22 protein-coding genes are annotated in these 24,517 nt (G+C 72.7%); 6 read left to right on the plus strand and 16 right to left on the minus strand.

What is annotated here, in order from left to right; all coding sequences use genetic code 11:
• Positions 1 to 22 precede the first annotated feature (22 nt).
• The 3 genes from ACFY7C_RS31105 to afsQ1 are packed head-to-tail and all read right to left on the minus strand — an operon-like array spanning position 23 to position 2,909.
• Entirely contained in the window at positions 23 to 664 is a 642-nt protein-coding gene (locus ACFY7C_RS31105) for a hypothetical protein (RefSeq protein WP_389656842.1), read from the minus strand.
• Positions 661 to 2,235 (minus strand): ATP-binding protein, encoded by a 1,575-nt coding sequence (locus ACFY7C_RS31110; RefSeq protein ID WP_389656845.1) that lies wholly within the window; start codon positions 2,233 to 2,235, stop codon positions 661 to 663. Before ACFY7C_RS31110 ends, ACFY7C_RS31105 begins: the two co-directional genes overlap by 4 nt.
• Complete coding sequence (gene afsQ1 / locus ACFY7C_RS31115) at positions 2,232 to 2,909, minus strand: two-component system response regulator AfsQ1 (protein WP_265869013.1); 678 nt, start codon at positions 2,907 to 2,909, stop codon at positions 2,232 to 2,234. Before afsQ1 ends, ACFY7C_RS31110 begins: the two co-directional genes overlap by 4 nt.
• A 169-nt stretch (positions 2,910 to 3,078) precedes the next feature.
• Between afsQ1 and ACFY7C_RS31120 the strand changes: the two genes are divergently transcribed.
• On the plus strand, positions 3,079 to 3,801 hold the full coding sequence (locus ACFY7C_RS31120; RefSeq protein ID WP_389656848.1) for a SigE family RNA polymerase sigma factor: 723 nt from the start codon (positions 3,079 to 3,081) through the stop codon (positions 3,799 to 3,801).
• A 126-nt stretch (positions 3,802 to 3,927) separates the two neighbouring features.
• Here the strand turns inward: ACFY7C_RS31120 and ACFY7C_RS31125 are convergent, their stop codons facing one another.
• Complete coding sequence (locus ACFY7C_RS31125; RefSeq protein WP_389656851.1) at positions 3,928 to 4,626, minus strand: uridine kinase; 699 nt, start codon at positions 4,624 to 4,626, stop codon at positions 3,928 to 3,930.
• Positions 4,627 to 4,687: 61 nt separating this feature from the next.
• On the opposite strand from ACFY7C_RS31125, the gene ACFY7C_RS31130 reads away from it, so the two are divergent.
• Positions 4,688 to 5,080: a hypothetical protein gene (locus ACFY7C_RS31130; protein ID WP_389656854.1), complete on the plus strand. Its 393-nt coding sequence runs from the start codon at positions 4,688 to 4,690 to the stop codon at positions 5,078 to 5,080.
• Here the strand turns inward: ACFY7C_RS31130 and ACFY7C_RS31135 are convergent.
• Together ACFY7C_RS31135 and ACFY7C_RS31140 are read right to left on the minus strand one after the other, a co-directional pair.
• Positions 5,013 to 6,557 (minus strand): MDR family MFS transporter, encoded by a 1,545-nt coding sequence (locus ACFY7C_RS31135; RefSeq protein ID WP_389656857.1) that lies wholly within the window; start codon positions 6,555 to 6,557, stop codon positions 5,013 to 5,015. The genes ACFY7C_RS31130 and ACFY7C_RS31135 overlap by 68 nt on opposite strands.
• Positions 6,558 to 6,559: 2 nt before the next feature.
• Positions 6,560 to 7,150, minus strand: coding sequence for an NADPH-dependent FMN reductase (locus ACFY7C_RS31140; RefSeq protein ID WP_389656860.1), 591 nt, complete (start codon positions 7,148 to 7,150; stop codon positions 6,560 to 6,562).
• A 126-nt stretch (positions 7,151 to 7,276) separates the two neighbouring features.
• Between ACFY7C_RS31140 and ACFY7C_RS31145 the strand changes: the two genes are divergently transcribed.
• Positions 7,277 to 8,020: a TetR/AcrR family transcriptional regulator gene (locus tag ACFY7C_RS31145; protein ID WP_389656863.1), complete on the plus strand. Its 744-nt coding sequence runs from the start codon at positions 7,277 to 7,279 to the stop codon at positions 8,018 to 8,020.
• 226 nt (positions 8,021 to 8,246) lie between these two features.
• On the opposite strand, the gene ACFY7C_RS31150 is transcribed toward ACFY7C_RS31145, so the two are convergent.
• Genes ACFY7C_RS31150 through deoC form a run of 3 tightly spaced genes read right to left on the minus strand, consistent with a single transcriptional unit; the run spans position 8,247 to position 11,531 of the window.
• The gene (locus ACFY7C_RS31150; RefSeq protein ID WP_389656866.1) at positions 8,247 to 9,137 is read right to left on the minus strand and encodes an aldehyde dehydrogenase family protein; all 891 of its coding nucleotides are present in this window, start codon (positions 9,135 to 9,137) and stop codon (positions 8,247 to 8,249) included.
• Positions 9,130 to 10,566, minus strand: a complete 1,437-nt coding sequence (locus ACFY7C_RS31155) for an aldehyde dehydrogenase family protein (RefSeq protein ID WP_389656868.1) — start codon at positions 10,564 to 10,566, stop codon at positions 9,130 to 9,132. Before ACFY7C_RS31155 ends, ACFY7C_RS31150 begins: the two co-directional genes overlap by 8 nt.
• A gap of 5 nt (positions 10,567 to 10,571) precedes the next feature.
• Positions 10,572 to 11,531 carry a deoxyribose-phosphate aldolase gene (gene deoC / locus ACFY7C_RS31160; RefSeq protein WP_389656965.1) on the minus strand — a complete coding sequence of 320 codons (960 nt, stop codon included), beginning with the start codon at positions 11,529 to 11,531 and terminating at the stop codon, positions 10,572 to 10,574.
• 286 nt (positions 11,532 to 11,817) lie between these two features.
• Here deoC and ACFY7C_RS31165 point away from each other — a divergent pair, with 286 nt between their 5' ends.
• Positions 11,818 to 12,465, plus strand: coding sequence for a PH domain-containing protein (locus ACFY7C_RS31165; RefSeq protein WP_389656871.1), 648 nt, complete (start codon positions 11,818 to 11,820; stop codon positions 12,463 to 12,465).
• 80 nt (positions 12,466 to 12,545) lie between these two features.
• Here the strand turns inward: ACFY7C_RS31165 and ACFY7C_RS31170 are convergent, their stop codons facing one another.
• The 5 genes from ACFY7C_RS31170 to ACFY7C_RS31190 all read right to left on the minus strand — a co-directional run bounded on the left by ACFY7C_RS31170 (position 12,546) and on the right by ACFY7C_RS31190 (position 20,720).
• A complete protein-coding gene (locus tag ACFY7C_RS31170) occupies positions 12,546 to 15,956 on the minus strand; it encodes a FlgD immunoglobulin-like domain containing protein (RefSeq protein WP_389656874.1) in 3,411 nt (1,136 codons plus the stop codon).
• Positions 15,957 to 16,085: 129 nt separating this feature from the next.
• Positions 16,086 to 17,261, minus strand: a complete 1,176-nt coding sequence (locus ACFY7C_RS31175; protein ID WP_389656968.1) for a hypothetical protein — start codon at positions 17,259 to 17,261, stop codon at positions 16,086 to 16,088.
• A 190-nt stretch (positions 17,262 to 17,451) separates the two neighbouring features.
• Positions 17,452 to 19,110, minus strand: coding sequence for a phospho-sugar mutase (locus ACFY7C_RS31180; RefSeq protein ID WP_389656877.1), 1,659 nt, complete (start codon positions 19,108 to 19,110; stop codon positions 17,452 to 17,454).
• A gap of 177 nt (positions 19,111 to 19,287) precedes the next feature.
• The gene (locus tag ACFY7C_RS31185; RefSeq protein ID WP_345486060.1) at positions 19,288 to 20,091 is read right to left on the minus strand and encodes a purine-nucleoside phosphorylase; all 804 of its coding nucleotides are present in this window, start codon (positions 20,089 to 20,091) and stop codon (positions 19,288 to 19,290) included.
• Positions 20,092 to 20,282: 191 nt separating this feature from the next.
• Positions 20,283 to 20,720 (minus strand): gamma-glutamylcyclotransferase, encoded by a 438-nt coding sequence (locus ACFY7C_RS31190; protein WP_356698341.1) that lies wholly within the window; start codon positions 20,718 to 20,720, stop codon positions 20,283 to 20,285.
• 308 nt (positions 20,721 to 21,028) lie between these two features.
• Between ACFY7C_RS31190 and ACFY7C_RS31195 the strand changes: the two genes are divergently transcribed.
• Positions 21,029 to 22,468 carry an NAD(P)H-quinone dehydrogenase gene (locus ACFY7C_RS31195; RefSeq protein WP_389656881.1) on the plus strand — a complete coding sequence of 480 codons (1,440 nt, stop codon included), beginning with the start codon at positions 21,029 to 21,031 and terminating at the stop codon, positions 22,466 to 22,468.
• Between the two features lie 225 nt (positions 22,469 to 22,693).
• A complete protein-coding gene (locus ACFY7C_RS31200) occupies positions 22,694 to 23,635 on the plus strand; it encodes a DeoR/GlpR family DNA-binding transcription regulator (RefSeq protein WP_389656971.1) in 942 nt (313 codons plus the stop codon).
• A 63-nt stretch (positions 23,636 to 23,698) separates the two neighbouring features.
• On the opposite strand, the gene ACFY7C_RS31205 is transcribed toward ACFY7C_RS31200, so the two are convergent.
• Both ACFY7C_RS31205 and ACFY7C_RS31210 read right to left on the minus strand, forming a co-directional pair.
• On the minus strand, positions 23,699 to 24,244 hold the full coding sequence (locus tag ACFY7C_RS31205) for a TetR/AcrR family transcriptional regulator (protein WP_389656884.1): 546 nt from the start codon (positions 24,242 to 24,244) through the stop codon (positions 23,699 to 23,701).
• A gap of 106 nt (positions 24,245 to 24,350) precedes the next feature.
• Positions 24,351 to 24,517: acetyl-CoA carboxylase biotin carboxyl carrier protein subunit (locus ACFY7C_RS31210; RefSeq protein ID WP_389656974.1), on the minus strand; the 167-nt coding region annotated here is incomplete at its 5' end.

Here is a 24,517-nt window from a genome sequence, read left to right on the forward strand (position 1 = left end):
TCCGCCGGGTTCCCGGCCCCGGTCAGGAGGCGGGCGCCGGGGGAGCGGCCGACGCCGCCGGAGCGGCCGGAACCGACGCGACCGACGACTCCGGGCGCTCCTTCAGCTCCCGCGTACAGCTGTAGCGCCGCGGCTCGTACTTCCCCGGACCGCCGAGCACCACGGAGGTGCTGCCCGCACCCGCCGTGCTCTCGGCGAACGTGCACACGATCTGGGCGAGCGCCGTCGGCGGCAGGTCCTCGGGCTGGCGGCTCAGCCGCAGCGTGCCCGCCGGATCGCCGCGATGGCCGCCGCCGACCACCAGCGGACCCTTCACCGCCGTGGAGAAGCCGGCCTGCCGCTCCTCCTCCGACGGCTCGCTCTGCAACTGGGCGAGCAGCGCGGACGCCGTGCGCACCGGGTCGCCCGAGACCTTCTCCTCCGGCAGCGGCGACCTGCGCTCCACCGCCTCCAGCTGCGCCCCGCACAGCAGGTACACCCGCAGCGGCAGCCCCTGCGCGGACCCTTGCGAGCCGTCCGCCACGCTGCAGGGCACCCGCGAGGGCGCCGCGCCCGCGTCCACCGGCACCGAGGTCGTACGGATGCCGCAGCCCGTGAGCAGCGCGGCGCACACGGCGCCCAGGACCAGGGCCTGCCCCGGGAGTCCCGTACGGCGACGTCTCAACTCTCCTCCACCTCGCCCTGGCTGCTGCGGGTCTGCAGCCCGCGCTCGATCCCCGAGGCGTCCCGGGGCAGTCGCAGCACGAACACCGCGCCGTCCACCCGGCCGTCCTCGTCCGCCGAGTTGGCGGCCGTGATCGAACCGCCGTGGATCAGCGCGTTCTCCATGGCGATCGACAGGCCGAGCCCGCTGCCGTCCGAACGCGGCCGTGAGGCGCTCGCCTTGTAGAAGCGGTCGAAGACGTGCGGCAGGACCTCCTCCGGGATGCCGGGTCCGTGGTCGCGCACGGCGATCACCAGGTCCTCGCCGCCCTCGGCGCCCTCCTCGCTCTCGGTCGTGTCCTCGGCCGCGGGCTCGGTCCGCACCGAGACCCGCACCGGCGAGCCGCCGTGCTTCAGGGCGTTGCCGATCAGGTTCGCCAGGATCACGTCGAGGCGGCGCGGGTCGAGCCGGGCCACGATGCCGCGCTCGGCGTCCAGGTCCACCGCGTCCAGCCAGGCGCGCGCGTCGATGCAGGCGGTGATCTGGTCGGCGATGTCCACGTCGTCGAGGACCAGACGGGCGGTGCCCGCGTCGAAGCGGGTCACCTCCATCAGGTTCTCCACCAGGTCGTTGAGCCGGCGCGTCTCGCTGACCACCAGCGCCACCGCCGGGGCGATCATCGGGTCGAGCGTGTCCTGCTCGTCCTCCAGGACCTCCGTCACGGCGGTCAGCGCGGTCAGCGGGGTGCGCAGCTCGTGCGACATGTCGGCGACGAAGCGGCGGCTCGCCTCCTCCCGCGCGCTCATGTCCGCGACCTTCTTCTGCAGCGACTCGGCGGCGCTGTTGAACGTACGGGACAGATCGGCCAGTTCGTCGTTGCCCGAGACCCGCAGCCGGGTGTCCAGCTTGCCCTCGCCGAGCTGCCGGGCCGCCTCCCCGAGCCGGTGCACCGGCCGCAGCACGGTCGACGCCGCGACCTGCGCGAGCAGCACGGAGCCGATCACCGCGAGGCCGGTGGCGATCCCGAGCGACCAGCCCAGCGAGTTCAGGTCCGCCTTCTCCGCGGCGAGCGACTTGAACATGTAACCGGTCGGCCCGCCGCCGTCGATCTTCGTCCCGCCCACCAGGTACGGCGTCGAGCCGCGCTGCGTCCGCTGCCAGAACAGGTGGTACGGGTAGTCGTTGGTGTCCGTCACCGGCCGCTTGGTGCCGACCGCCGTCCGCAGCGAGCGCGGCACGTCCGCGAGCGTGAACACGTCCGGGTTCGAGGCGCCCACGATGGGCTTGCCCGCGTCCCGCTCGCCGATGAGCAGCACGCTGTAGCCGGCGCTGCCGCTCGCCATCTGCTCGGCGGTGCGCCGCAGCTCGTCCTCGGTGGGCCGCGGCGGCAGCGTCGCCGCCCGGTTCTGCATCTCCTGCCGGAAGTCGTTCAGCGCGCTGTCCTGGGTGCGCTTGAGCACGGCCTCGCGGTTCAGCCAGTACGCGATGCCCGAGGCGGACACGGCCGCGGTGAGCGCGACCAGGGCGAAGACGACGACGAGGCGGAGCCGCAGACTGGTGAACCGCAGCACCGAGATGATCCCTTTGCTCACGCAGGGACGTCCAGCCGGTAGCCCACGCCCCGTACGGTACGGATCAGGGTCGGCGAGGACGGCACGTCCTCCACCTTGGCGCGCAGCCGCTGCACACAGGCGTCCACGAGCCGCGAGTCGCCCAGGTAGTCGTGCTCCCACACCAGCCGCAGCAGCTGCTGCCGCGACAGGGCCTGGCCGGGCCGCCGGCTCAGCTCCAGGAGCAGCCGCAGCTCGGTCGGCGTGAGCTGGAGGTCCTCGCCGTTCTTCGTCACGGTCATCGCCGAGCGGTCGATCACCAGCGAACCGAAGGTCGCCGAGTCGGTGGCCTCCCGTTCGCCGCGCCGCAGCACCGCGCGGATCCGGGCGTCGAGCACCCGGCCCTGCACCGGCTTGACCACGTAGTCGTCGGCACCGGACTCCAGGCCGACGACCACGTCGATGTCGTCGCTGCGGGCCGTCAGCAGGATGATCGGCAGCTGGTCGGTGCGCCGGATGCGACGGCACACCTCGAAGCCGTCGATGCCGGGCAGCATCACGTCCAGCACGACCAGGTCGGGCCGCTGTTCCTTCAGCAGCTTCAGGCCGTCCTCGCCCGTCGCCGCGGTGGCCACACGGTGGCCCTGGCGAGACAGGGAGAGTTCGAGGGCCGTGCGGATGGCGTCGTCGTCCTCGATCAGCAACAGGAAAGGCACGGCCTCATTCTGTCGCATGCGGCCGTCCGAGTTCGACCGTCCGGTCATGCCTCCCTCCCGCCCCCGCCTGTGACACGGCTGTGACAGTCGGCGGACACCGCCATGAAGTCGACCGGGCAGGCTTTTCGACATCAAGGACCTACGGACTCCAACCGACGGGGGGCGCGAGATGAACGCACTGCACAGCACCACCTCAAGCGCAGTTGTCACGCGTCTCCACGACGTCACGCGGAGCACCGAGAAGTCCGGCGGGGTGAACGGACGGGGGTGCGTTCGCAACGTCGGACGTCAGCACAAGGCGCCCTACATGGTCGCCGTCGCTGACGGGGCAGCGGTGTACGGGGAGGCCACGGGGGAGCGCTCCTCCAGGTCGGAGGCCGAGTTCACGGCCTACGTCCAGGAGCGCCGGGCCTCCCTGTACGCCACCGCCTACCACCTGACCGGTGACCGTTTCGAGGCCGAGGACCTGCTCCAGAGCGCGCTGTTCTCCACGTACCGCGCCTGGGACCGGATCAGCGACAAGGCCGCCGTCGGCGGCTACCTGCGCCGCACGATGACGAACCTGCACATCAGCGCCTGGCGCCGGCGCAAGCTCAACGAGTACCCGACCGAGGAGCTGCCGGAGACGGTCGGCGAGACGGACGCGATGCGCGGCACCGAACTGCGCGCCGTCCTGTGGCAGGCCCTCGCCCGGCTGCCCGAGCTCCAGCGCACGATGCTGGTGCTGCGCTACTACGAGGGCCGCACGGACCCGGAGATCGCGGAGATCCTGGACATCAGTGTCGGCACGGTGAAGTCGAGCATCTGGCGCTCGCTGCGGCGACTGCGCGAGGACCAGGTGCTGAGCTTCGGCCGTGACGAGGAGGAGTCCTTCGGCGAGCTGGTGGCCTGAAGGTACGGGGGGATCACGGGGGAGACACGGGGGACCGTACGGGGGGTACGGGGGAAACGGCGAGGGCCGGACAGGTTCGGGGGATCCTGTCCGGCCCTCGCCATGTCCGCGGGGCGGTGTACGGGGTCAGGCGCGGGCGGCCGGGACGAGGCGGCGTCCCGCGGCCGCGGCGGCGAGCCGGCCCAGGGCCTCTTCCCTGGCGCAGGGGTGGGCGCCCAGGGCCGTCTGGCGCGCGACGATCGAGCGCTCGGCGCGCATCAGGCGCCAGCCGCGGCGCAGCAGGAACGGGACCGACTTGCGGCCCTCCTTCAGGTCGCGCAGCAGCCGGCGGCGGAAGGTCGTCGCCGGGCGGCCGCGCAGGCACAGCGCGTCGGCGAGCACCCCGAGCTCGCGGCAGCGCGCCACGATGTCGGCGGCGAAGATGCCCTCCGCCACGAACAGCGGCGTCCGCTCGATGTCGAGCGTCTCGCGGTCCACGCGGGAGCTGGTGGAGAGGTCGTACACGGGCACGTCGGTGCGTCCGGTGCGGCACAGCTCGGCGATCGCGGCGACGGCGGCGTCCGCGTCCCAGGAGAGCGGGGAGTCCCAGTCGATGTCCGAACTGCCGTGGACCAGCGGGAGGGAGGGGTCGTCGCCCTCCTTGTAGAAGTCGTCGAGGCGCAGGACCGGCAGGCCGGTGACGGCGGCGAGGGACGACTTGCCGGAGCCGGAGGGGCCCGCGAGCAGGACGACCCGGGTCGGGATCGGTTGGGAACTCACGGGACACCAGTGTGAACCATTCCCCCGTGCAGGGGACCCCCGAGGCGGCCCGTTGGTATCGAGCATCACACCTCCACTACGCTCGGTGGCCGCCCCGTCACCCCGCGAAAGTCCCGGAAGGACCTCCATGGCGCGTCACGCACAACCCCGGACCCCCCGCCGCAGCGCCCTGCTGAAGGCCGGACTCACCGTCACGGCGGCCGGCGCCGCCGTGTTCGGCGCGGGCGCCGGCGCCCAGGCGGCCGAGGGGGTGGGCGTCCCCCTCCCGTCCGACTCGCTGACCCGGGTGGACGGGACCGCCGCCCTGGAGGGCGTCGGCCACGGCGTCGCGCCGCTGACGCGGCTTCAGCTCGACCCGCTGGCCAACACCGGCGTCGACCCGCTGGACAACGGCGTCGGCACCCAGGTCGCCGACTTCAAGCCGGTCGGCACGGGCCTGGTCACCGACCACGTCACGAGTGGCGGGGCGCTGGCCGATCTGCCGGTGGCCGGGCCGCTGAGCCAGAGCCTGCTTCCGTAGCCGTCGGGGCGGGCGCGGCGGGACCGGGGACTCCGGACCGCCGCAGTGGAACCTCCCGTACGAGCCAGGCGGCGGCGAAGGCGAGCGCGGACAGCAGCACGGTGCCCAGGAGCACCCCGTGCAGCCCGCTCGTCAGCGCCGCCCGGAAGGCCTCCCGCACCGGCTCGGGCAGCAGCGCGACCTGGGCCGGGGTCCGGTCGGTGTCGTGGCCGGCGAGCCGGGCGGTGAAGACCGCGCCGAGCACGGCCACGCCGAGCGAGCCGCCGAGGGTGCGGACGAGCGTGACCGTGCCGCTCGCCGCGCCCATGTCGCGCGGCTCCGCGCCGTACATCGTGATCAGCATCGTCGACTGCATCAGGAAGCCCATGCCGGCGCCGAGGACCACCGTGAGCGCCGAGGCGACGGCGGTGGGCGTGTTCACGTCCAGGAGCAGCAGGAGCAGGGAGCCCGCGGTCATCAGCGCGCCGCCGATGATCGGGTGGATGCGGTAGCGGCCGGTGCGGGCGACGCTGCGGCCGGTGGCCAGCTGGACGGCCACCATGCCGAGCATCAGCGGGAGCAGCAGCAGTCCGCTCGCCGTCGACGACTGCCCGCGGACGAACTGCAGGTACTGCGGCAGGTAGTTCATCACCGCGAGCATGACGGCGCCGACCAGGAGGCTGAGGAGCTGGGCGACGGTGAAGTTGCGGCCGCGGAAGAGCCGGGGCGGGATGACGGGTTCCTGGGCGCGCCGCTCGACCCGTACGAAAGCGGCGAGCGCGGCGACCGCGACGGCGGCGAGGGCCAGGATCCGCGGTGAGGTCCAGGCGTAGGTGGTGCCGGCCCAGGTGGCGAGCAGGGTGAGGGCCAGGATGCCGGTGGTGAGGAGCAGGGCGCCGGCCCAGTCGATCCGGGCGCGGACCTTGGTGGTGGGCGCGGTCAGGGCGAGGGAGACGAGCAGCAGGGCGGCGAGGCCGACGGGCAGGTTGACGTAGAAGGCCCAGCGCCAGTTCAGGTGGTCGGTGAGGAGGCCGCCGACGAGGGGGCCGCCGGCGAAGGCGAGCGGCAGCATCGTGCCGGTGATCGCCTGGACCCTGGGGCTGTCCTCGGGGGCGACCAGGGTGCCGATCAGGGCGAACGCGCCGACCATCAGACCGCCGGCGCCGATGCCCTGGAGCGCGCGGAAGGCGATGAGCTGGTCCATGGTCTGGGCGAGGCCGGAGAGGACCGAGCCGGCGAGGAAGACGCCGACGGCGGACAGATAGGCGCCCTTGCGGCCGTGGAGGTCGCCGAGCTTGCCCCACAGGGGCGTGGACACGGCGGCGGTGAGCAGATAGGCGGTCACCACCCAGGACAGCCGGTCGAGGCCGCCGAGTTCGCCGACGATGGTGGGGAGCGCGGTGCCGACGATGGTGCCGTCGAGGGTGCCGAGGACGATGCCGAGCATGAGCCCGGAGATGCCGAGGTAAGGAATGGACGAGGGCTGGGACCGGGTCATCGTCAGCCTCCGTAGGGCTTCTTGGCGCGGGCGTCGCGCAGGGCCTCGCCCCACCAGGCGAGTTGGTCGAGCATCGCCTTGGCGGCGCTGTCGGCGGCGGGGTCGACGGCCCGGCCCTCGCCGTCGAACTGCCCCCACACGCCCTGGAGTCCGACCGCCTCGCGGATGGTGACGGCGTGCAGCTCGGCGAAGACGCCGCGCAGGTGCTCGACGGCGCGGAGGCCGGCGGAGAAGCCGCCGTAGGCGACGAAGCCGACGGGCTTGGCGTGCCACTCCTTGTTGTGCCAGTCGATCGCGTTCTTCAGGGACGCCGGGTAGCTGTGGTTGTACTCCGGGGTGACGACGACGAAGGCGTCGGCGGCGGCGAGCCGCGGGGACACGGCGGCCAGCAGTTCCCGGTCGGCCGCGTCGGCCGGTCCCTGGCCGAGCTGCGGGAAGACGGTGGGCAGCGGGGTCTCGGCGAGGTCGACGAGGTCGACGGACATGTCGGGGCGGGCGGTGGCGTGCCGGGCCAGCCAGGCGGCGACGGTGGGGCCGAGGCGGCCGTCGCGGGTCGAGCCCTGGATCACGGCGAGGCGCAGCGGAGTGCTCATGGGTCCCCCCTGGGACAGAGACGCGGACGGCGATGTGTACGCCGTATACCTGTTGGTGTACAACGTACACGTCGGTGTGTACGGCGTCCACAAGGCATACGCTGTACGCGACACAAGGAGGCCGGAGTGCCGAAGAAGGACGAGACGGAGGGCGTCTCCCTCTGGGAGCGCCTGGAACGACCCGCGGCGGCGCCCAGGGCCACGCTCACCCCGCGGCGGATCGCCGAGGTCGCCGTCGGGATCGCGGACCGCGAGGGCTTCGCCGCCGTCACCATGCGGAAGATCGCCGCCGAACTGGGCGTCGCGCCCATGGCCGCCTACCGGCACGTGGACGGCAAGGACGAGCTGTGGTCGCTCATGGTCGACCAGGTGTCGGCCGAACTCGAACCGCCCGGAGCCGACGTCGCCGGGGAGGACTGGCGGGGGACGCTGCGCGCCCACGCCCGGTGCACCCGGGAGTCGATGCTGCGCCACCCCTGGCTCGCCCAGCTCCCGGCGCCGCTCTTCGCGCTCACCCCGCACCGGATGGCCGCGGCCGAACGCCAGCTGGCCGCCCTCGACGGCCTCGGACTCGACGTCGACACGATGATGGCCGCCTTCCGGGCCGTCAGCGCCTACGTCCACGGAGCCGTGCAGGCCGAGGTCTCGCTGCGCCAGTACATGCGCGAACAGGGCTGGGAGAGCGGCGACGAGACCCGCCGGGGCCTCGCCCCGCAGATGAGCTATCTGCTCGGCACCGGGCGCTACCCCACCTACCTCCGCTACACGCGGGGGGCGGCGCGCAAGGACGACGCCGAGTGGACCTTCGAGACCGGCCTGGAATGCGTCCTGGACGGGGTCGCGGGGCTCGTCGAGCGCGGCGGGGCATGACGAACGGCCCCCGACCGGTGCGGTCGGGGGCCGTACGGAGCGAGAGGCCCTAGGCCGTGTCCGTAAAGTCCCGCCTGGCCCGCGACCCCTGGCACGCACGCTCGCTGCGTTGTCGGGATCACCCAAGTACGCCCAGTACGAGGGCGACCCTCCGCCTTGCGATCGCACGCACCAGACGCCGCGGGCCCTGCCCTGCGGTCAGACGGCGCTACTTTCCGGACACGACCTAGTACGAGGAGCCGGAGGCGCCCAGCGAACCCGTCGGGTGCCAGACCGTCTTCGTCTCCAGGAACGCGGTCATGCGGTCCATGCCCGGGGACGCCGTGAAGTCCTCGGTGCGCGGGCGCAGGACGCGCTTCAGGCTGTCCGCCGCGGCGATCTCCAGGTCGCGGGCCAGATCGGCGTCCGCGCCCGTCAGGTCGATCGCGTTGACGTCCAGGTGGGCCGCCAGGTGCGGGCCCATCTCGGCCGCCTTGCCGGACAGGATGTTGACGACACCGCCCGGCAGGTCGGAGGTGGCCAGCACCTCGCCCAGCGACAGCGCCGGGAGCGGGGCCTTCTCGGAGGCGACCACCACGGCGGTGTTGCCGGTCGCGATGACCGGGGCGATCACCGAGACCAGGCCCAGGAAGGACGACTCCTGCGGGGCGATCACGGTGACGACACCGGTCGGCTCCGGAGTGGACAGGTTGAAGAACGGGCCCGCCACCGGGTTCGCCCCGCCGACGACCTGCGCGATCTTGTCCGTCCAGCCGGCGTACCAGACCCAGCGGTCGATCGCGGCCTCGACGACCTCGGCCGCCTTGTTCTTCGACAGGCCCTCGGCGTGCGCGACCTCGTGCACGAACTGGCCCTTGCGGCCCTCCAGCATCTCCGCGACGCGGTAGAGGATCTGGCCGCGGTTGTACGCGGTGGCGCCCGCCCAGCCGCCGAAGGCCTTGCGCGCGGCGACGACCGCGTCACGCGCGTCCTTGCGGGACGACAGCGGCGCGTTGGCCAGCCACTTGCCCTTGGAGTCGGTCACCTCGTACACCCGGCCGCTCTCGGAACGGGGGAACTTGCCCCCGACGTACAGCTTGTAGGTCTTGAAGACGCTCAGACGGGTCTGATCAGACATCGAGGTAGGCCTCCAGACCGTGGCGGCCGCCCTCGCGGCCGAAGCCCGACTCCTTGTAGCCGCCGAAGGGCGAGGTCGGGTCGAACTTGTTGAACGTGTTGGCCCAGACGACCCCGGCGCGGAGCTTGTTCGCCACCGCGAGGATGCGGGAGCCCTTCTCCGTCCAGATGCCCGCCGACAGGCCGTACTGGCTGTTGTTGGCCTTGGCGACGGCCTCGTCGGGAGTACGGAAGGTCAGCACGGACAGCACCGGGCCGAAGATCTCGTCGCGGGCGACGGTGTGCGCCTGGGTGACGTTCGTGAAGAGCGTCGGCGCGAACCAGTAGCCGGAGGTCGGGATCTCGCAGGCGGCGGACCAGCGCTCGGCGCCCTCCGCCTCACCCTGCTCGACCAGCCGGGTGATCCGGGCCAGCTGCTCCTCGGAGTTGATGGCGCCGATGTCGGTGTTCTTGTCGAGCGGGTCGCCCAGGCGCAGGGTGCTCAGGCGGCGCTTGAGCGAGTCGAGCAGCTCGTCGTGGACCGACTCCTGCACCAGGAGGCGGGAGCCCGCGCAGCAGACCTGGCCCTGGTTGAAGAAGATGCCGTTGACGATGCCCTCGACGGCCTGGTCGATGGGGGCGTCGTCGAAGACGATGTTGGCGCCCTTGCCGCCGAGCTCCAGCGTGAGCTTCTTGTCGGTGCCGGCCACCGCCTTGGCGATGGCGCGGCCGACGGCGGTCGAACCGGTGAAGGCGACCTTGTTCACGTCCGGGTGCCCGACGAGCGCGGCGCCGGTGTCCCCGTAACCGGGCAGGATGTTGACGACGCCCTTCGGCAGCCCGGCCTGGCGGCAGATGTCCGCGAAGAACAGGGCCGACAGCGGGGTCGTCTCGGCGGGCTTCAGCACCACCGTGTTGCCGGTCGCGAGCGCCGGGGCGATCTTCCACGCCAGCATGAGCAGCGGGAAGTTCCACGGGATGACCTGGCCGGCGACGCCCAGCGGGCGCGGGTTCGCGCCGTAGCCGGCGCGGTCCAGCTTGTCGGCCCAGCCCGCGTAGTAGAAGAAGTGCGCGGCGACCAGCGGGAGGTCCGCGTCGCGGGTCTCCTTGATCGGCTTGCCGTTGTCCAGGGTCTCCAGGACGGCGAGCTCGCGGCTGCGCTCCTGGATGATCCGGGCGATCCGGAAGAGGTACTTGGCGCGCTCGGAGCCGGGCAGCGCCGACCACTTCTCGAACGCCTTCCGGGCCGCCTTCACGGCCCGGTCCACGTCCTCGGCGCCCGCCTGGGCGACCTCGGAGAGGACCTCCTCGGTGGAGGGGGAGACGGTCTTGAAGACCTTGCCGTCGGCCGCGTCCGTGAACTCGCCGTCGATGAACAGGCCGTAGGAGGGCGCGATGTCGACGACGGACCGGGACTCGGGCGCCGGTGCGTACTCGAATGCAGATGCCATGTTGATCAGTCCACCGTCACGTAATCGGGGCCGGAGTAGTGGCCGGTCGCCAGCTTCTGACGCTGCATCAGCAGGTCGTTGAGCAGGCTGGAGGCACCGAAGCGGAACCAGTGGTTGTCCAGCCAGTCCTCGCCGACGGTCTCGTTGACCAGGACCAGGAACTTGATGGCTTCCTTGGTGTTGCGGATGCCGCCCGCGGGCTTCACGCCGATCTGGACGCCGGTCTGGGCGCGGAAGTCGCGCACGGCCTCCAGCATGAGGAGCGTGTTGGCGGGAGTGGCGTTGACCGCGACCTTGCCGGTCGAGGTCTTGATGAAGTCCGCGCCGGCCATCATGCCGAGCCAGGAGGCGCGGCGGATGTTGTCGTACGTGGACAGCTCGCCCGTCTCGAAGATCACCTTCAGGCGCGCGCGGTCGCCGCACTCCGCCCTGATGGCGGCGATCTGCTCGTACACCTCCATGTAGCGGCCGGCGAGGAAGGCGCCACGGTCGATGACCATGTCGATCTCGTCGGCGCCGGCGGCGATGGCGTCGGCCGTGTCGGCCAGCTTCACGGGCAGCGCGGCGCGCCCGGCGGGGAAGGCGGTGGCGACGGAGGCGACCTTGACGCCGGAGCCCTTCAGGACGGCCTTGGCGGTGGCCACCATGTCGGGATAGACGCAGACGGCGGCGGTCGTCGGGGTCGTGCGGTCGGTCGGATCGGGATTGACGGCCTTGGCGGCGAGCGCCCGGACCTTGCCCGGGGTGTCCGCGCCTTCGAGCGTCGTCAGGTCGATCATGGAGATGGCCAGGTCGATGGCGTACGCCTTGGCCGTCGTCTTGATCGAACGCGTACCGAGCGACGCGGCGCGCGCCTCCAGGCCCACGGCGTCGACGCCGGGCAGCCCGTGGAGGAAGCGGCGCAGCGCGCTGTCGGACGCGGTCACGTCGGCGAAAGCAGTAGCTGCGGGTGCAGTGGTGGGCATGGTCACCAGTCGAGCATATCTACGCGCGTAGCGGCCTGTACAGGGGCGCGCTCGTCCGAGCGCGCGAAAGCGCAGGTGGGTGCGGGGGAAGGGAGTGGCGGGTGAGTCGAGTCACACCGTGGATGGGGCGGGGAGGGAGGCGCTCGGTCCCGTACGGAGAGCGGCCGGCCGGCCGCGTACGCAAGGGGGCGGGCGGCGTGGGGCACGGCGGGCCGCCGGTCCGGGTCAGGGGAGGCAGGACGAGCCGTCTGCGACGGCGGGGCCGGGCTGAGGCAGAATCGGGCGCATGACGACGTCCGAGCCGCCCACCGCACAGCCCTCCGAGCCCGACCGGAAGGAACAGGTGTTCCGCTCGCGCATGGGCATCGCCGGCGGGGTCTTCCTGCTCGCCCTCACCCTGTTCTTCGGCGGTGACTCGATGGTCCGCGGCGAGGGCAGCGCCCCCTGGGTGGCGCTCGCGACCATGCTCTTCCTCGTCCCGCTGATCGTCGCCTTCACCATCCGGCCCGCCGTCTACGCCGACGACGAGCGCCTGCGCATCCGCAACCCCTTCCGCAGCATCACCCTCCCCTGGGGCTCCATCGCCGACATCCGCGCGAGCTACTCCAGCGAGGTGTTCGGCCAGGACGGCACCAAGTACCAGCTCTGGGCCATCCCGGTCTCCCTGCGCCAGCGCAAGCGCGCCGCCCGCCGCGCCGCCACCGCCTCCCAGGACGACCCGCACGGCCGTACCTCGGCCACCGCCGACGTCACCGACACCAGGGCCCGCATCGCCGCCGCCGACCAGACCGTCGCCGACCTGCGGGAGCTCGCCGAGAGCCTCGGCAAGCGGCCCGAGACCCAGGGCGAGCCGCGGATCCGATGGGCGTACGAGATCATCGCGCCGGCCGTCGTCGGACTCGTCCTGCTCGTCGTCCTCCTCGCCCTCCGCTGAGCCCGAGGGGCGGTACGAAAGACCCGGGGCCGGGCACACCGCGAGGGTGTGCCCGGCCCCGGGCGTTGTACGGACTGCCGTCAGTGGGCGTAGTACCCGGCGACGTCGGCCAGCAGGTCGACGGTGCCGCCGTGGTTGTAGAAGGTGACCTTGCCGTCCTTGACGGGGACGACGACCAGGTTGGGGACGGTCTGCCCGGCGACCACATTGAGGTTGGACACGCCGGGGCGGGTCGTCCCGTACGGGTAGACCGAGACATACGTCGACGAGGTCGGGTTGGTGGCGGTCACGTTGAGGACCACGGCGGTGACGCCGGTGGCGGGCACCCCGCCGCGGCCGGCGACCGTGAGCGTGACCGTCTTGCCGGCGCCCACCTTGGCCTTGGGGACTCCGGTGCCGTCGAGCGTGTTCATCACGCGTGCCGGGGTCACCGGCTCGTACAGGGAGCCCGTCCCCGCGAGCGTGAAGTACCCGGCGACGTCGGCCAGCAGGTCGAGCGAGCCGTTGCGGTTGTAGAAGGTGACCTTGCCGTCCCTGACGGGGACGACGACCAGGTTGGGGACGGTCTGCCCGGCGACCACGTTGAGGTTGGACACGCCGGGGCGGGTCGTCCCGTAGGGGTAGACCGAGACGTACGTCCCCGCCGTCGCGTTCGTCGCCGTCACGTTGAGGACGACCGCGGTGACGCCGGTGGCGGGCACCCCGCCGCGGCCGGCGACGGTCAGCGACACCGTGCGGTCCGCGCCCAGCTTCGCCTTGGCGACTCCGGTGCCGTCGAGGGTGTTCATCACGCGCGCCGGGGTCACCGGCTCGTACAGGGAGCCGGTCCCCGCGAGCGTGAAGTACCCGGCGACGTCGGCCAGCAGGTCGAGCGAGCCGTTGCGGTTGTAGAAGGTGACCTTGCCGTCCCTGACGGGGACGACGACCAGGTTCGGGACGGCCCGTCCGGCCGTCACGTTGAGGTTGGAGGTAGCGGGGCGGGTCGTCCCGTAGGGGTAGACCGAGACGTACGTCCCCGCCGTCGCGTTCGTCGCCGTCACGTTGAGGACCACGGCCGAGACGCCCTTCGCGGGCACTCCGCCGCGGCCGGCGACCGTGAGCGTGACCGTCTTGCCGGCGCCCACCTTGGCCTTGGGGACTCCGGTGCCGTCGAGGGTGTTCATCACGCGCGCCGGAGTCACCGGCTCGTACCGCCCGGTGGCCAGCTCGGACTGCCCGCGCACCACCGCGAGTCCGCCGGTGCGGGTGAGCGACGGGCCCGTTCCGTCCGCCGGGACGGCCGTCAGCGCCCAGTCGTACAGCCCGTCGGGCAGCACGGTCCCGCTCGTGTCCTTGCCGTCCCAGGCCGCCTTGACCAGACCGCGGGCCTCGCCGCCCTCCAGGGTGCGCACGACCGTGCCCGCCTGGTTCCTGACGTCCACGCGCCACGAGGCGGCGGGCTTGGACAGCCACCACTTCGCCGACCACACCGGCTGCGCGGCCCGGCGGTCCAGGATCCCGGGCACCTCGGTGTCGAGCGGCGTCAGCGCCGAGGCGGGCACCCCGCTCGGCACGACGTGGACGTTCTCGTCCGCGTCGACGTAGGTGACGTGGCCGCCGAAGCGGTCCACGGTCCAGCCGCGGCCCGCGACCGAGTCGCCGACGGTGCCGACGGTCCGGGTCGTGCCCGTCCCGACGAGCGGCGTGACGGACAGCGTGCCGCCCTTCTCGTGGGCCACGTAACCGTCACCCAGCAGTGCGGAGGTGTGGGCGGGCAGCGCGGTGGCGGCCTGCGTGCCGAGGTTCTTCACCCCGGCCCCGCTCGCGCACTTCCAGTACGCGAAGGAACGATTCACCTGAAGGTCGGTCAGGTCACAGGCGGCGAGCTTCACCGTCTGCTTCGTGGCACCGGTGCGCACGTCGACCGCGTCCACCGCACCCGTGGTCGTGCTCTCGATCCACAGGGTGTTCGCGTCCAGGGACGTCTTGCGGTCGCCGATCACACGGCTGAGCAGGACCTTGTCGGCGTCGAGGTCGAACACTTCGTGGCCGGCCTCGCCCGTGTACGAGACGTACCGGCCGGAAGCCTGGAGCGGAACGGTCCCCGGGGTCGGGGCGGCGGCGGTCCCCTCACGGTCGTGCAGGGTCTTGCCCTCCTCGACCACGTACACGTTGCCCGGGTACGACCGGAACACGAACCGCCCGTCGCCGGTGGGCACGATCGGCTCGCACGTCTGGCGACAGTCCCCGGGGATCACCGCCTCGGGGTCGAACCCCCGGTCGACCCTCGGGCCGGCTGCGAGGTCTCCTCCGACGGTGAGGTTCCGGGTGGTCACCGCCCCATACAGGTCGTTCCACCAGTTGTCGGAGGTGTGCAGCACGCCCTGGGCGACGGCGACGCGCTCGGTGCGGACGACACCGAGGGGGGTGTCGTAGACGGGCGTGCGCACCGGTGCCGAACCGTCCTGCGGGAACCGGACGCTGTCGACCGTGGGACGCCCGTTCGCGCCCTTGACGACCGCCAGCACCCCGCCGTCCGGGGCCGGGTGGACCTGGGCAGCGTCGAACACGGGGCGGTCCGCACCGCCGTCGAGCGGTCGCAGCACATACGGGTGGTACGTCTCGCCCTGCCGGTACTCCGCCACGACCAGGGCCTCGTCGCCGACCAGGGCGCCGATGGAGTACCCGGTCCACGGCACGTCCTTGACCGGCTTCGACAGATCGCCCGCGGTGTCCCAGACGGTGAGGCGCTGACCGGGGGTGTTCGGGATGGTGGCGAGCGAGCCGAAGAACTGGGCGCCGCCCATCTTGTTGGTGGGCCCCGATTCGCTCGGGACGCCCGTCGGACGGACGGTCAGCCCGGCGAGGTCGAGCCAGCCGGTGTGCCGGATCCGGTCCACCTCGTAGGTGACGAAGAAGCCCCGCTCGGTGCCCGCCTCTCGGGGTGCCATCGCGGTGGCGCCCGCCGGGGCGGCCACCTTGCGATCGGTCACGACCCCGTTCTCGACGGAGAGGACGTGGACCAAGGTGCTCTCCGTCGTGATGACACGGCGACCCTGCACGTGGCGGAAGTACTGCCCCTGGGGGATCACCACGGTCGTCTCGGGCCCGGCCGGGCCTTCCTGGAAGACGACCTTCGTGGTCGTGCCGGCACCGTAGAGGCGCGCGATGACGTCCCCGCCCGCGCTGACCGCCTTCTGCGCGCCCTTCATGTCGTACGGCACGGCCTTGCCGTCCGCGTACGAGACCCACGCGTACCCCTGTGGGTTCTCGTGCAGGAACCCGCTCGCGCCGACGGCGTGCACGGCACCGGGGCTCGGGTACGTCTGCGCCGGGATCGTCAGCGGCGCCGGCGTCGTTGTCGTCGCCGTGGTCGTGGTGTCCGCCGCGGCCGCCGTCCCCCCGGTCAGCGGTACGAGCGAGGCGACGGTCGCCGCGACGGCCACCGCGGTCGCCGTCAGACGCCTGCCGCGCCCGATGCCTGCCTGCCCGCCCTGTTGTGTGTCACGCAATGTGCCCCCCTCAGAGCCATGAATCGTTCCCGCGTTCAACCTTCCGAGGTTAAACCGGGTTCACGGCACGATCCCGGGCCGGACGTCACAACCTCGTCCGCTCTGTCACAGGCTTGTCACAGGGGCCGCTCACGGCGGGCCGTGCCACACCAGGAGCATGTAGCCCCCCAGCCACGCCGACGACAGCGCCGCACCGCCGAGCACCAGGGCGGCCACGGGGACGCGCGCGCGGGCCACGGCGAGGGCCACCGGCAGCAGCAGCGGGAAGCCGGGGAGCAGGAAGCGGGCCCGCGGGAAGTAGACGCCGCCGCTGCCCAGGACCACCAGGAGCAGCACCCCGCTGAAGACCAGCAGCGGCAGCGGCTGGCGGTCGGCCACCGACAGCACGTACAGGGCCGTGAAGAGGATCAGGACCACGGAGACCGCCACCAGGAACAGCTGCGGGCGGCGCGAGTAGACCAGCAGCTCCCGCAGCACCTCCAGGGTGCCCAGGCCGCCGTCCCACTGGTTCTCCCACGTCCGCTGCACCGCGAAGTAGCCGTCCCAGCGGCCCAGCCGCAGCCCCACCCAGCCCACGAAGCCCAGCCACCCCAGCGGCGCCGCGGAGGCGGCGGCCAGCGCCACCGCCCGCGCCCGGCCGGAGCCGCGGCGGGCCGCGAGCAGGGCGGCCACCGACACGGCCGCCGCCAGCGCGATCCCGGTCGGGCGGGTGAGTCCCGCCGCCACCGAGAGGCCCGCCGCCCACGCCCAGCGGGCGTCCAGGACCGCGTACAGCGACCAGGCCGCCAGCGCCGTGAACAGCGACTCCGTGTAGCCCATCCACTGCACCACCGCCGCCGGCGCCGCACCCCACAGCACCGTCAGGACCGCGCCCGTGCGCGGCCCGTGCAATCGGTCGCCGACCGCGAACACCCCCAGCGCGGCGACCAGCGAGCACACGCCCGCGATCACCAGGGCGACGGAGGCGCGCGAGCCCGGCGTGACGGCCGCGAAGGCCTTGATCAGGACCGGGTAGAGCGGGAAGAAGGCCAGGTTGTTGTGGTTGGTGCGGGTGCCGAGCTCATGGTCGTAACCGTGGTCCGCGATCCCCAGGTACCAGCCGGAGTCCCACGAGGTGGCGATGGTCGGCCACACGCCGTGGCCCTTGAGGTGCGTCCAGCGGGCCAGGACGAGGAGGCCGATGAGCCGTACGGCCAGATACCCCAGCAGGGCGGGGGCCGCCCGCCGGAGCAGCCCGTGACGAGGTCCGGGGACGGGGGCGCGCCCGGTGGGGGCGGAGGGGCGCGGGATCAGCACCGGGGACACGGAGGACACCGGGTCACCCTGGCCCCGTCCCCTCGGACGCGGGGCGCGGGTTACGTCACCTGCCGTACCGGATTCACCCGGAAGTGGAGCCGGAGGGGTGGTTGTCGGGGGACGGGCGAGGGCCCGTACGGAAACGATTCCGTACGGGCCCTGGCGGCGTTCACGGGCGTCGGCCCGGATGCGGGGCGCCTCAGAGACCCGCGGCCTCGGCGAGGTCCTTCTTGATCGCGGCCAGCACGTCGGCGCCCGTCGCCCGGGCCGTGCCCAGCTCGCTCGCGTCCGCGACCGGGACGACGACCTCCAGATAGCACTTGAGCTTGGGCTCGGTGCCGCTCGGCCGGACGATCACCCGGGCCTTGTAGTCGCCCTCCAGGTAATAGCGCAGACCGTCCGTCGGCGGCAGCGACTCCGTGCCCTTCGTCAGGTCCTCCGCCGAGACGACCGTGAGCCCGGCCAGCTTGACCGGAGGCTTCTCGCGCAGCGCCGCCATCGCGTTCGCGATGACGCTCAGGTCCTCGACCCGCACCGACAGCTGGTCCGTGGCGTGCAGACCGTGCGCCACCGCCAGGTCGTCGAGGAGGTCGGTCAGCGTGCGGTCGCGCTCCTTCAGCTCCGAGGCCAGCTCGGCGACCAGCAGCGCCGCCGTGATGCCGTCCTTGTCGCGCACGCCCTCCGGGTCGACGCAGTAGCCGAGCGCCTCCTCGTAGCCGTACCGCAGGCCCTCGACACGGGCGATCCACTTGAAGCCGGTCAGCGTCTCCTCGTAGCCGACACCGGCCGCCTCGGCGATCCGGCCGAGGAGGGACGAGGACACGATCGACTCCGCGAACACGCCCCGCGCGCCCTTGTGCACCAGGTGCGCGGCGAGCAGCGCGCCCACCTCGTCGCCGCGGAGCATCCGCCAGCCGCCCTCGACGGAGGCGTCGGGCACGGCCACGGCGCAGCGGTCGGCGTCCGGGTCGTTGGCGATCACGATGTCGGGGTCCACGGCCCGGGCCGCCTCGAAGGCGAGGTCCATGGCACCCGGCTCCTCCGGGTTGGGGAACGCGACCGTCGGGAACGCCGGGTCCGGGTCCGCCTGCTCGGCGACCAGCGCCGGCGGCGGGAAGCCGTGCCGGGCGAAGGCGGCCGTCAGGACGTCCTTGCCGACGCCGTGCATGGCCGTGTAGACGGTCCGCACGGTCCGGGGGGAGCCGGGGGTCAGCACGGCGTCCGTACGGGCCAGATAGGCCTCCAGGACCTCGTCGCCGAGCACCTCCCAGCCGTTGTCCGGCCGGGGCACGTCGGCGAGCGCGCGGACCGCGTCGATCTCGGCGGCGATCTCCGCGTCGGCCGGCGGCACGATCTGCGAGCCGTCGCCCAGGTACACCTTGTAGCCGTTGTCGCGCGGCGGGTTGTGGCTGGCGGTCACCTCGACGCCGGCGACGGCGCCCAGGTGCCTTATGGCGTACGCGAGGACGGGCGTCGGCAGCGGGCGCGGCAGCAGCGCGGCGCGCAGGCCGGCGCCGGTCATCACGGCGGCGGTGTCGCGGGCGAAGTCGGCGGACTTGTAGCGGGCGTCGTAGCCGATGACGACGAGCCCACCGGTCTGGCCCTTGGCCTTCAGGTACGCGGCGAGGCCGGCGGCGGCGCGGATGACCACCGCGCGGTTCATCCGCATCGGGCCCGCGCCCAGCTCGCCGCGGAGTCCGGCGGTGCCGAACTGGAGCGTGCCGGCGAAGCGGGCGGCGACTTCGTCGCGCGCGGCGGCGCCGCGGTCGAGGAGCGCGCCGAGCTCCTCACGGGTCTCCGGGTCGGGGTCCTCGGCGAGCCACGCCTGGGCCCGGGCGAGGAGGTCGTCCTGCGTCACGGTGGTGTGCCTTTCGGGTGGTGCGGGCGGGTGGTGCGGGCGGGGAAGCCGCTGCGCGGAGCCTTTCCCCACCCCGCCCCTTCCCGAACTGGGGGCAGGCCCCCGGGCCCCGTACGGCCTGCGGCCGTGCGGGGGCGGGGGCGGAGTGGCTCCGCGCGGCGGTTCGTCCGCCGGCCGTCAGATGCGGTCCAGCACCCGGGTGAGGAGCTCGCCCATCCGCGCCGCCGAGTCGCGGCCGGCCTGGAGGACCTCCTCGTGGTTCAGCGGCTCGCCGGAGAGGCCCGCCGCCAGGTTGGTGACGAGGGAGATGCCCAGGACCTCGGCGCCGGCCTCACGGGCCGCGATGGCCTCCAGGACCGTGGACATGCCGACCAGGTCGCCGCCCATGACGCGGACCATGTTGATCTCGGCCGGGGTCTCGTAGTGCGGGCCGGGGAACTGGACGTAGACGCCCTCCTCCAGGGTCTCGTCGACCTCCTTGCACAGCGCGCGCAGGCGCGGCGAGTACAGGTCGGTGAGGTCCACGAAGTTGGCGCCGACGATCGGGGATGCGGCCGTCAGGTTGATGTGGTCGCTGATCAGGACCGGCTGGCCGGGGCGCATGCCCTCGCGCAGACCGCCGCAGCCGTTGGTCAGGACGATCGTCTTGCAGCCGGCGGCGACGGCGGTGCGGACGCCGTGGGCGACGGACGCGACGCCGCGGCCCTCGTAGAAGTGGGTGCGGCCGAGGAAGACCAGGGCCCGCTTCTCACCGATCTTGTACGAGCGGATCTTGCCGCCGTGGCCCTCGACGGCCGGCGGCGGGAAGCCCGGCAGCTCGGTGACCGGGAACTCGGCCTCGGGCGCGCCCAGGGCATCGACGGCCGGGGCCCAGCCGGAGCCCATGACCAGGGCGACGTCGTGGTTCTCGACTCCGGTCAGCTCGCGAAGTCGCGCTGCGGCGGCCTCGGCGGCCTCGTACGGGGTGGCAGTAGCGTTCACTGACTCTCTCGCCTCGGGGAGGGGGGTCCGAGGGGAGCCCCGGACGGATTTGATACGCGCAGAAGCCTAGCCCGAGAATCCCTACGCGCGTAGATGACGTTGCGGACGGAGCTGCGATCGTTGTCTTGTCGTTTCCGACGAAACGCGGGCCTCGTCCCGGCCGGAAGACGGGACCGGCCCGTCACGCCCCCTCAGCACGGACGCTTGCGCAGCTCCATCACGTAGTCGTGGGGCGCGCCCGCCGATTCGGCCGCGTCGGCGACCTCGCCCAGGTAGCGGGCCGAGGGGAGGCCGCCCTCGTAGGCGTTGAGGACGTAGACCCAGGCCGGCTCCTGGCCGTCGAGGGTGTGGACGCGGACCCGCATGCGCCGGTAGACGTCGAGGCCGACGCCCTCCCAGCGGTCCATGGAGTCCTCGTCCATCGGGGCGATGTCGTACAGCGCCACGAAGACCTGGGAGCGCGGGGCCTCCACGATCGTGGCCAGCGCGCCCTCCCAGCCCATCTGCTCGCCGCCGAAGGTCAGTCGCCAGCCGTTCAGCCAGCCGGTGCCGCGCAGCGGCGAGTGCGGTGCGCGGCGACTCATCAGCCGCGCGTCGAGGTTGCCGGCGTAGGCGGCGTAGAGCGACATGGGGTCGAGGGTACGGGAGGGCGCCGGGTGGCCGGCCACGCCCGGGGCGTCCGGCACCGCTCGCAGCGCCCGGGCGGGCCCGGGCCGCCTATGCTCGGTCTGTGGGGGCGGCGGACGACGGAGTCCGAGACCGCACGTCCGGGCCTCGCGACCTCCGGTTCCACCCCGGCTGCCACCCCGGCGCGCGGCGCACCCGCGCGATGCGGGACAATGCGGTACGCACTTGAAGCGTGCGGGACAATGGCGTACGCACTGCAGCCCAGCGGGGGGACCCCCCGGCAGAACGAGAGCGCGAGGCGTAGATCCCAGTGACCCGGATCGTGATCATCGGCGGCGGACCCGGCGGATACGAGGCGGCCCTGGTGGGCGCCCAACTCGGCGCGGAGGTGACCGTCGTCGACACCGACGGCCTCGGCGGCGCGTCCGTCCTGACCGACTGCGTCCCCTCCAAGACCCTGATCGCCACCGCCGAGGTGATGACCACCTTCGACTCCTCGTACGAGGAGCTGGGCATCATCGTCGCGGACGACACCCCGCACATCGAGCAGTCGGCCCGCGTGGTCGGCGTGGACCTCGGCAAGGTGAACCGCCGTGTGAAGCGGCTCGCGCTCGCCCAGTCGCACGACATCACCGCCTCCGTCACCCGGGCGGGCGCCCGGGTGCTGCGCGGCCGGGGCCGGCTCTCCGGGCGGCAGGCGATGGACGGCTCCCGCCAGGTGGTCGTCACCGCCGCCGACGGCACCGAGGAGACGCTGACCGCCGACGCCGTGCTGATCGCCACCGGTGGTCACCCGCGCGAGCTGCCGGACGCCAAGCCCGACGGCGAGCGGATCCTGAACTGGACGCAGGTCTACGACCTCAAGGAGCTCCCCGAGGAGCTCATCGTGGTCGGTTCCGGTGTCACCGGTGCCGAGTTCGCCGGCGCGTACCAGGCGCTCGGCTCCCGGGTCACCCTCGTCTCCTCCCGTGACCGCGTGCTCCCGGGCGAGGACCCGGACGCCGCCGCGGTCCTCGAGGACGTCTTCCGCCGCCGCGGCATGAACGTCATGGCCCGCTCCCGCGCCGAGTCCGCCAAGCGGGTCGGCGACCGGGTCGAGGTCACCCTCTCCGACGGCCGGGTCATCTCCGGCACCCACTGCCTGATGGCCGTCGGCGCCATCCCGAACACGGCGGGAATGGGCCTGGAGGAGGCCGGGGTCCGGCTCAGGGACTCCGGTCACATCCGGACCGACAAGGTCTCGCGGACCTCGGCGCCCGGCGTGTACGCGGCCGGTGACGTCACCGGCGTCTTCGCGCTCGCCTCGGTGGCGGCCATGCAGGGCCGGATCGCGATGTACCACTTCCTCGGCGACGCGGTGACCCCGCTCAACCTGAAGACGGTCTCCTCCAACGTCTTCACCGACCCGGAGATCGCCACCGTCGGCTACACCCAGGCCGACGTGGACGCCGGCAAGATCGACGCCCGCGTCGTCAAGCTGCCGCTGCTGCGCAACCCCCGGGCGAAGATGCAGGGCATCCGGGACGGCTTCGTCAAGATCTTCTGCCGTCCCGGCACCGGCATCGTGGTCGGCGGCTGTGTCGTCGCCCCGCGCGCGAGCGAGCTGATCCACCCGATCTCGATCGCGGTCGACAACAATCTGACCGTCGAACAGATCGCAAATGCTTTCACCGTGTACCCCTCCCTGTCGGGCTCGATCGCAGAAGTGGCACGGCAGTTGCACACCCGAAAGACCGCGGGCGAGGCGTAACGGCCCGGCCGGTCACCCGTCCCGCCTGCGGGAACGGTTCGCCGAGTCGGACAACCCCCGGCAAGCCGGGGCATAGAACGATCAAAGGCGGGGTCACCCATACCACTTGGGGACCCCGCCTGTGTGCATCTTCTGCAATTCGGCGCATAGTGCTGAAAACTATCGGCCGGTCACGTTACTGTCAGTTTCGTGTTCGCTGCAGAACGTCGCCAGTTGATCCTCGAAATGGTGCGCGCCAATGGAGCCGTGTCGCTCCGCGAGCTCGCCCGCGTCGTCCAGACCTCAGAAGTGACCGTACGGCGGGACGTGCGGGCGCTGGAGGCAGAAGGACTCCTCGACCGCCGGCACGGCGGTGCGGTACTGCCGGGCGGATTCACGCGAGAGTCCGGCTTCCCGCAGAAGTCCCATCTCGCGACCGCCGAGAAGACCGCCATCGCCGACGTCGCCGCGAGCCTCGTCGACGAGGGCGAGGCCATCGTCGTCGGAGCCGGCACCACCACGCAGGAGCTGGCCCGCCGGCTCGCCCGGGTCCCCGGGCTCACGGTCGTCACCAACTCGCTGCTCGTCGCCCAGGCCCTTGCCCACGCCAACCGGGTGGAGGTCGTCATGACCGGCGGCACCCTGCGCGGCTCCAACTACGCGCTGGTGGGCAGCGGCGCCGAGCAGTCGCTCCAGGGCCTGCGGGTCTCCCGCGCCTTCCTCTCCGGCAGCGGACTGACCGCCGAGCGCGGCCTGTCCACGTCCAACATGCTCTCCGCGAGCGTGGACCGGGCGCTCGTGCAGGCGGCGGCGGAGGTCGTGGTCCTCGCCGATCACACCAAGCTCGGCACCGACACCATGTTCCAGACGGTGCCGACCGACGTGATCACCCGTCTGGTCACGGACGAGCCCCCGGCCCACGACGAGCGGGCCGCCACCGAGCTCCAGGCGCTGGCCGACCAGGGCGTGCAGATCGCGGTGGCCGGCACGGGCGCCCCGGCGCACGGAGGCGAGCAGCAGCTCCCCCCGGGGGGCCGCCCGCGCCGTGACCTTCCGCTGCCCGGGCAGCGCGGCCGGATGCCGGGCGGCCAGTTCCGTGGCGGCCCCGGCGGACCGGGCGGCGCGCTGACGAGCGAGGTCCTGGCACCCGAGCGGTCGGTGCGCGTCGCGGACATGCGCCGCCGCTGAGCGGGCCTGACGCCGGGTCGGAGACCGGGCCGGGGGCCGACGCCGGGTCGGACACCGGGGCGGTCAGGCCCGCAGGCCCCGCACCGTCAGGTCGAGCAGCCGGTCGGCCAACTCCGGGTCCTCCGGCGAGCGTTCGGCGGCCAGGGCGATGGCGTTGGTCAGCTTCATCAGGTCGCCGATCGAGACGTCCGCGCGGACCGCTCCGGTCTCGCGGGCGCGGGCGAGCAGCGGTTCGCCCGCCGCGCGCAGCGGTTCGCTGCATTCGGCGAGTGCCGACGTCCCGTCGTGCGTGACGGACATGAGGGCGATGGACAGCCCGCGGTATTCGCCCGCGTGGGCGATCAGGGTGCGCAGCCAGTTGACGAGCGCGGCGCACGGATCCAAGGCCCCGGCGAGTTCCGCCGAGTGGTGCAGCAAGGCCGCCAGGGCGTCCTGGAAGACGGCGCCGAGCAGTGCCTCGCGGGTGGGGAAGTGCCGGTAGAGGGTACCGATGCCGACTCCGGCGCGACGGGCGATGTCCTCCAGGGAGGCGTCCGTGCCGTGCGCGGCGAAGGCGGCGCGGGCCTCGGCGACCAGCCGTGCGTGGTTGCGGCGTGCGTCGGCGCGCATCCTTGCTCCTTCCGCCGATGGCCGGGCCGGGTGTCACGAAGGGCCCGCAGGCGGTGGATGCCTGCGGGCCCTTCGTACCGTACGCGTACCGTACCGGTGCCGGACGTCAGTCCTTGATCTCGCAGATGGCGGCGCCGGAGGTGAGGGAGTTGCCGACCTCGGCGGTCAGGCCCTTGATGGTGCCGGACTTGTGGGCGTTGAGGGGCTGTTCCATCTTCATGGCCTCCAGGACGACGATGAGGTCGCCCTCCTTGACCTCCTGGCCCTCCTCGA

The organism is Streptomyces sp. NPDC012769 (genome assembly GCF_042901205.1).
In the GTDB taxonomy this organism is placed as follows: Bacteria; Actinomycetota; Actinomycetes; order Streptomycetales; family Streptomycetaceae; genus Streptomyces.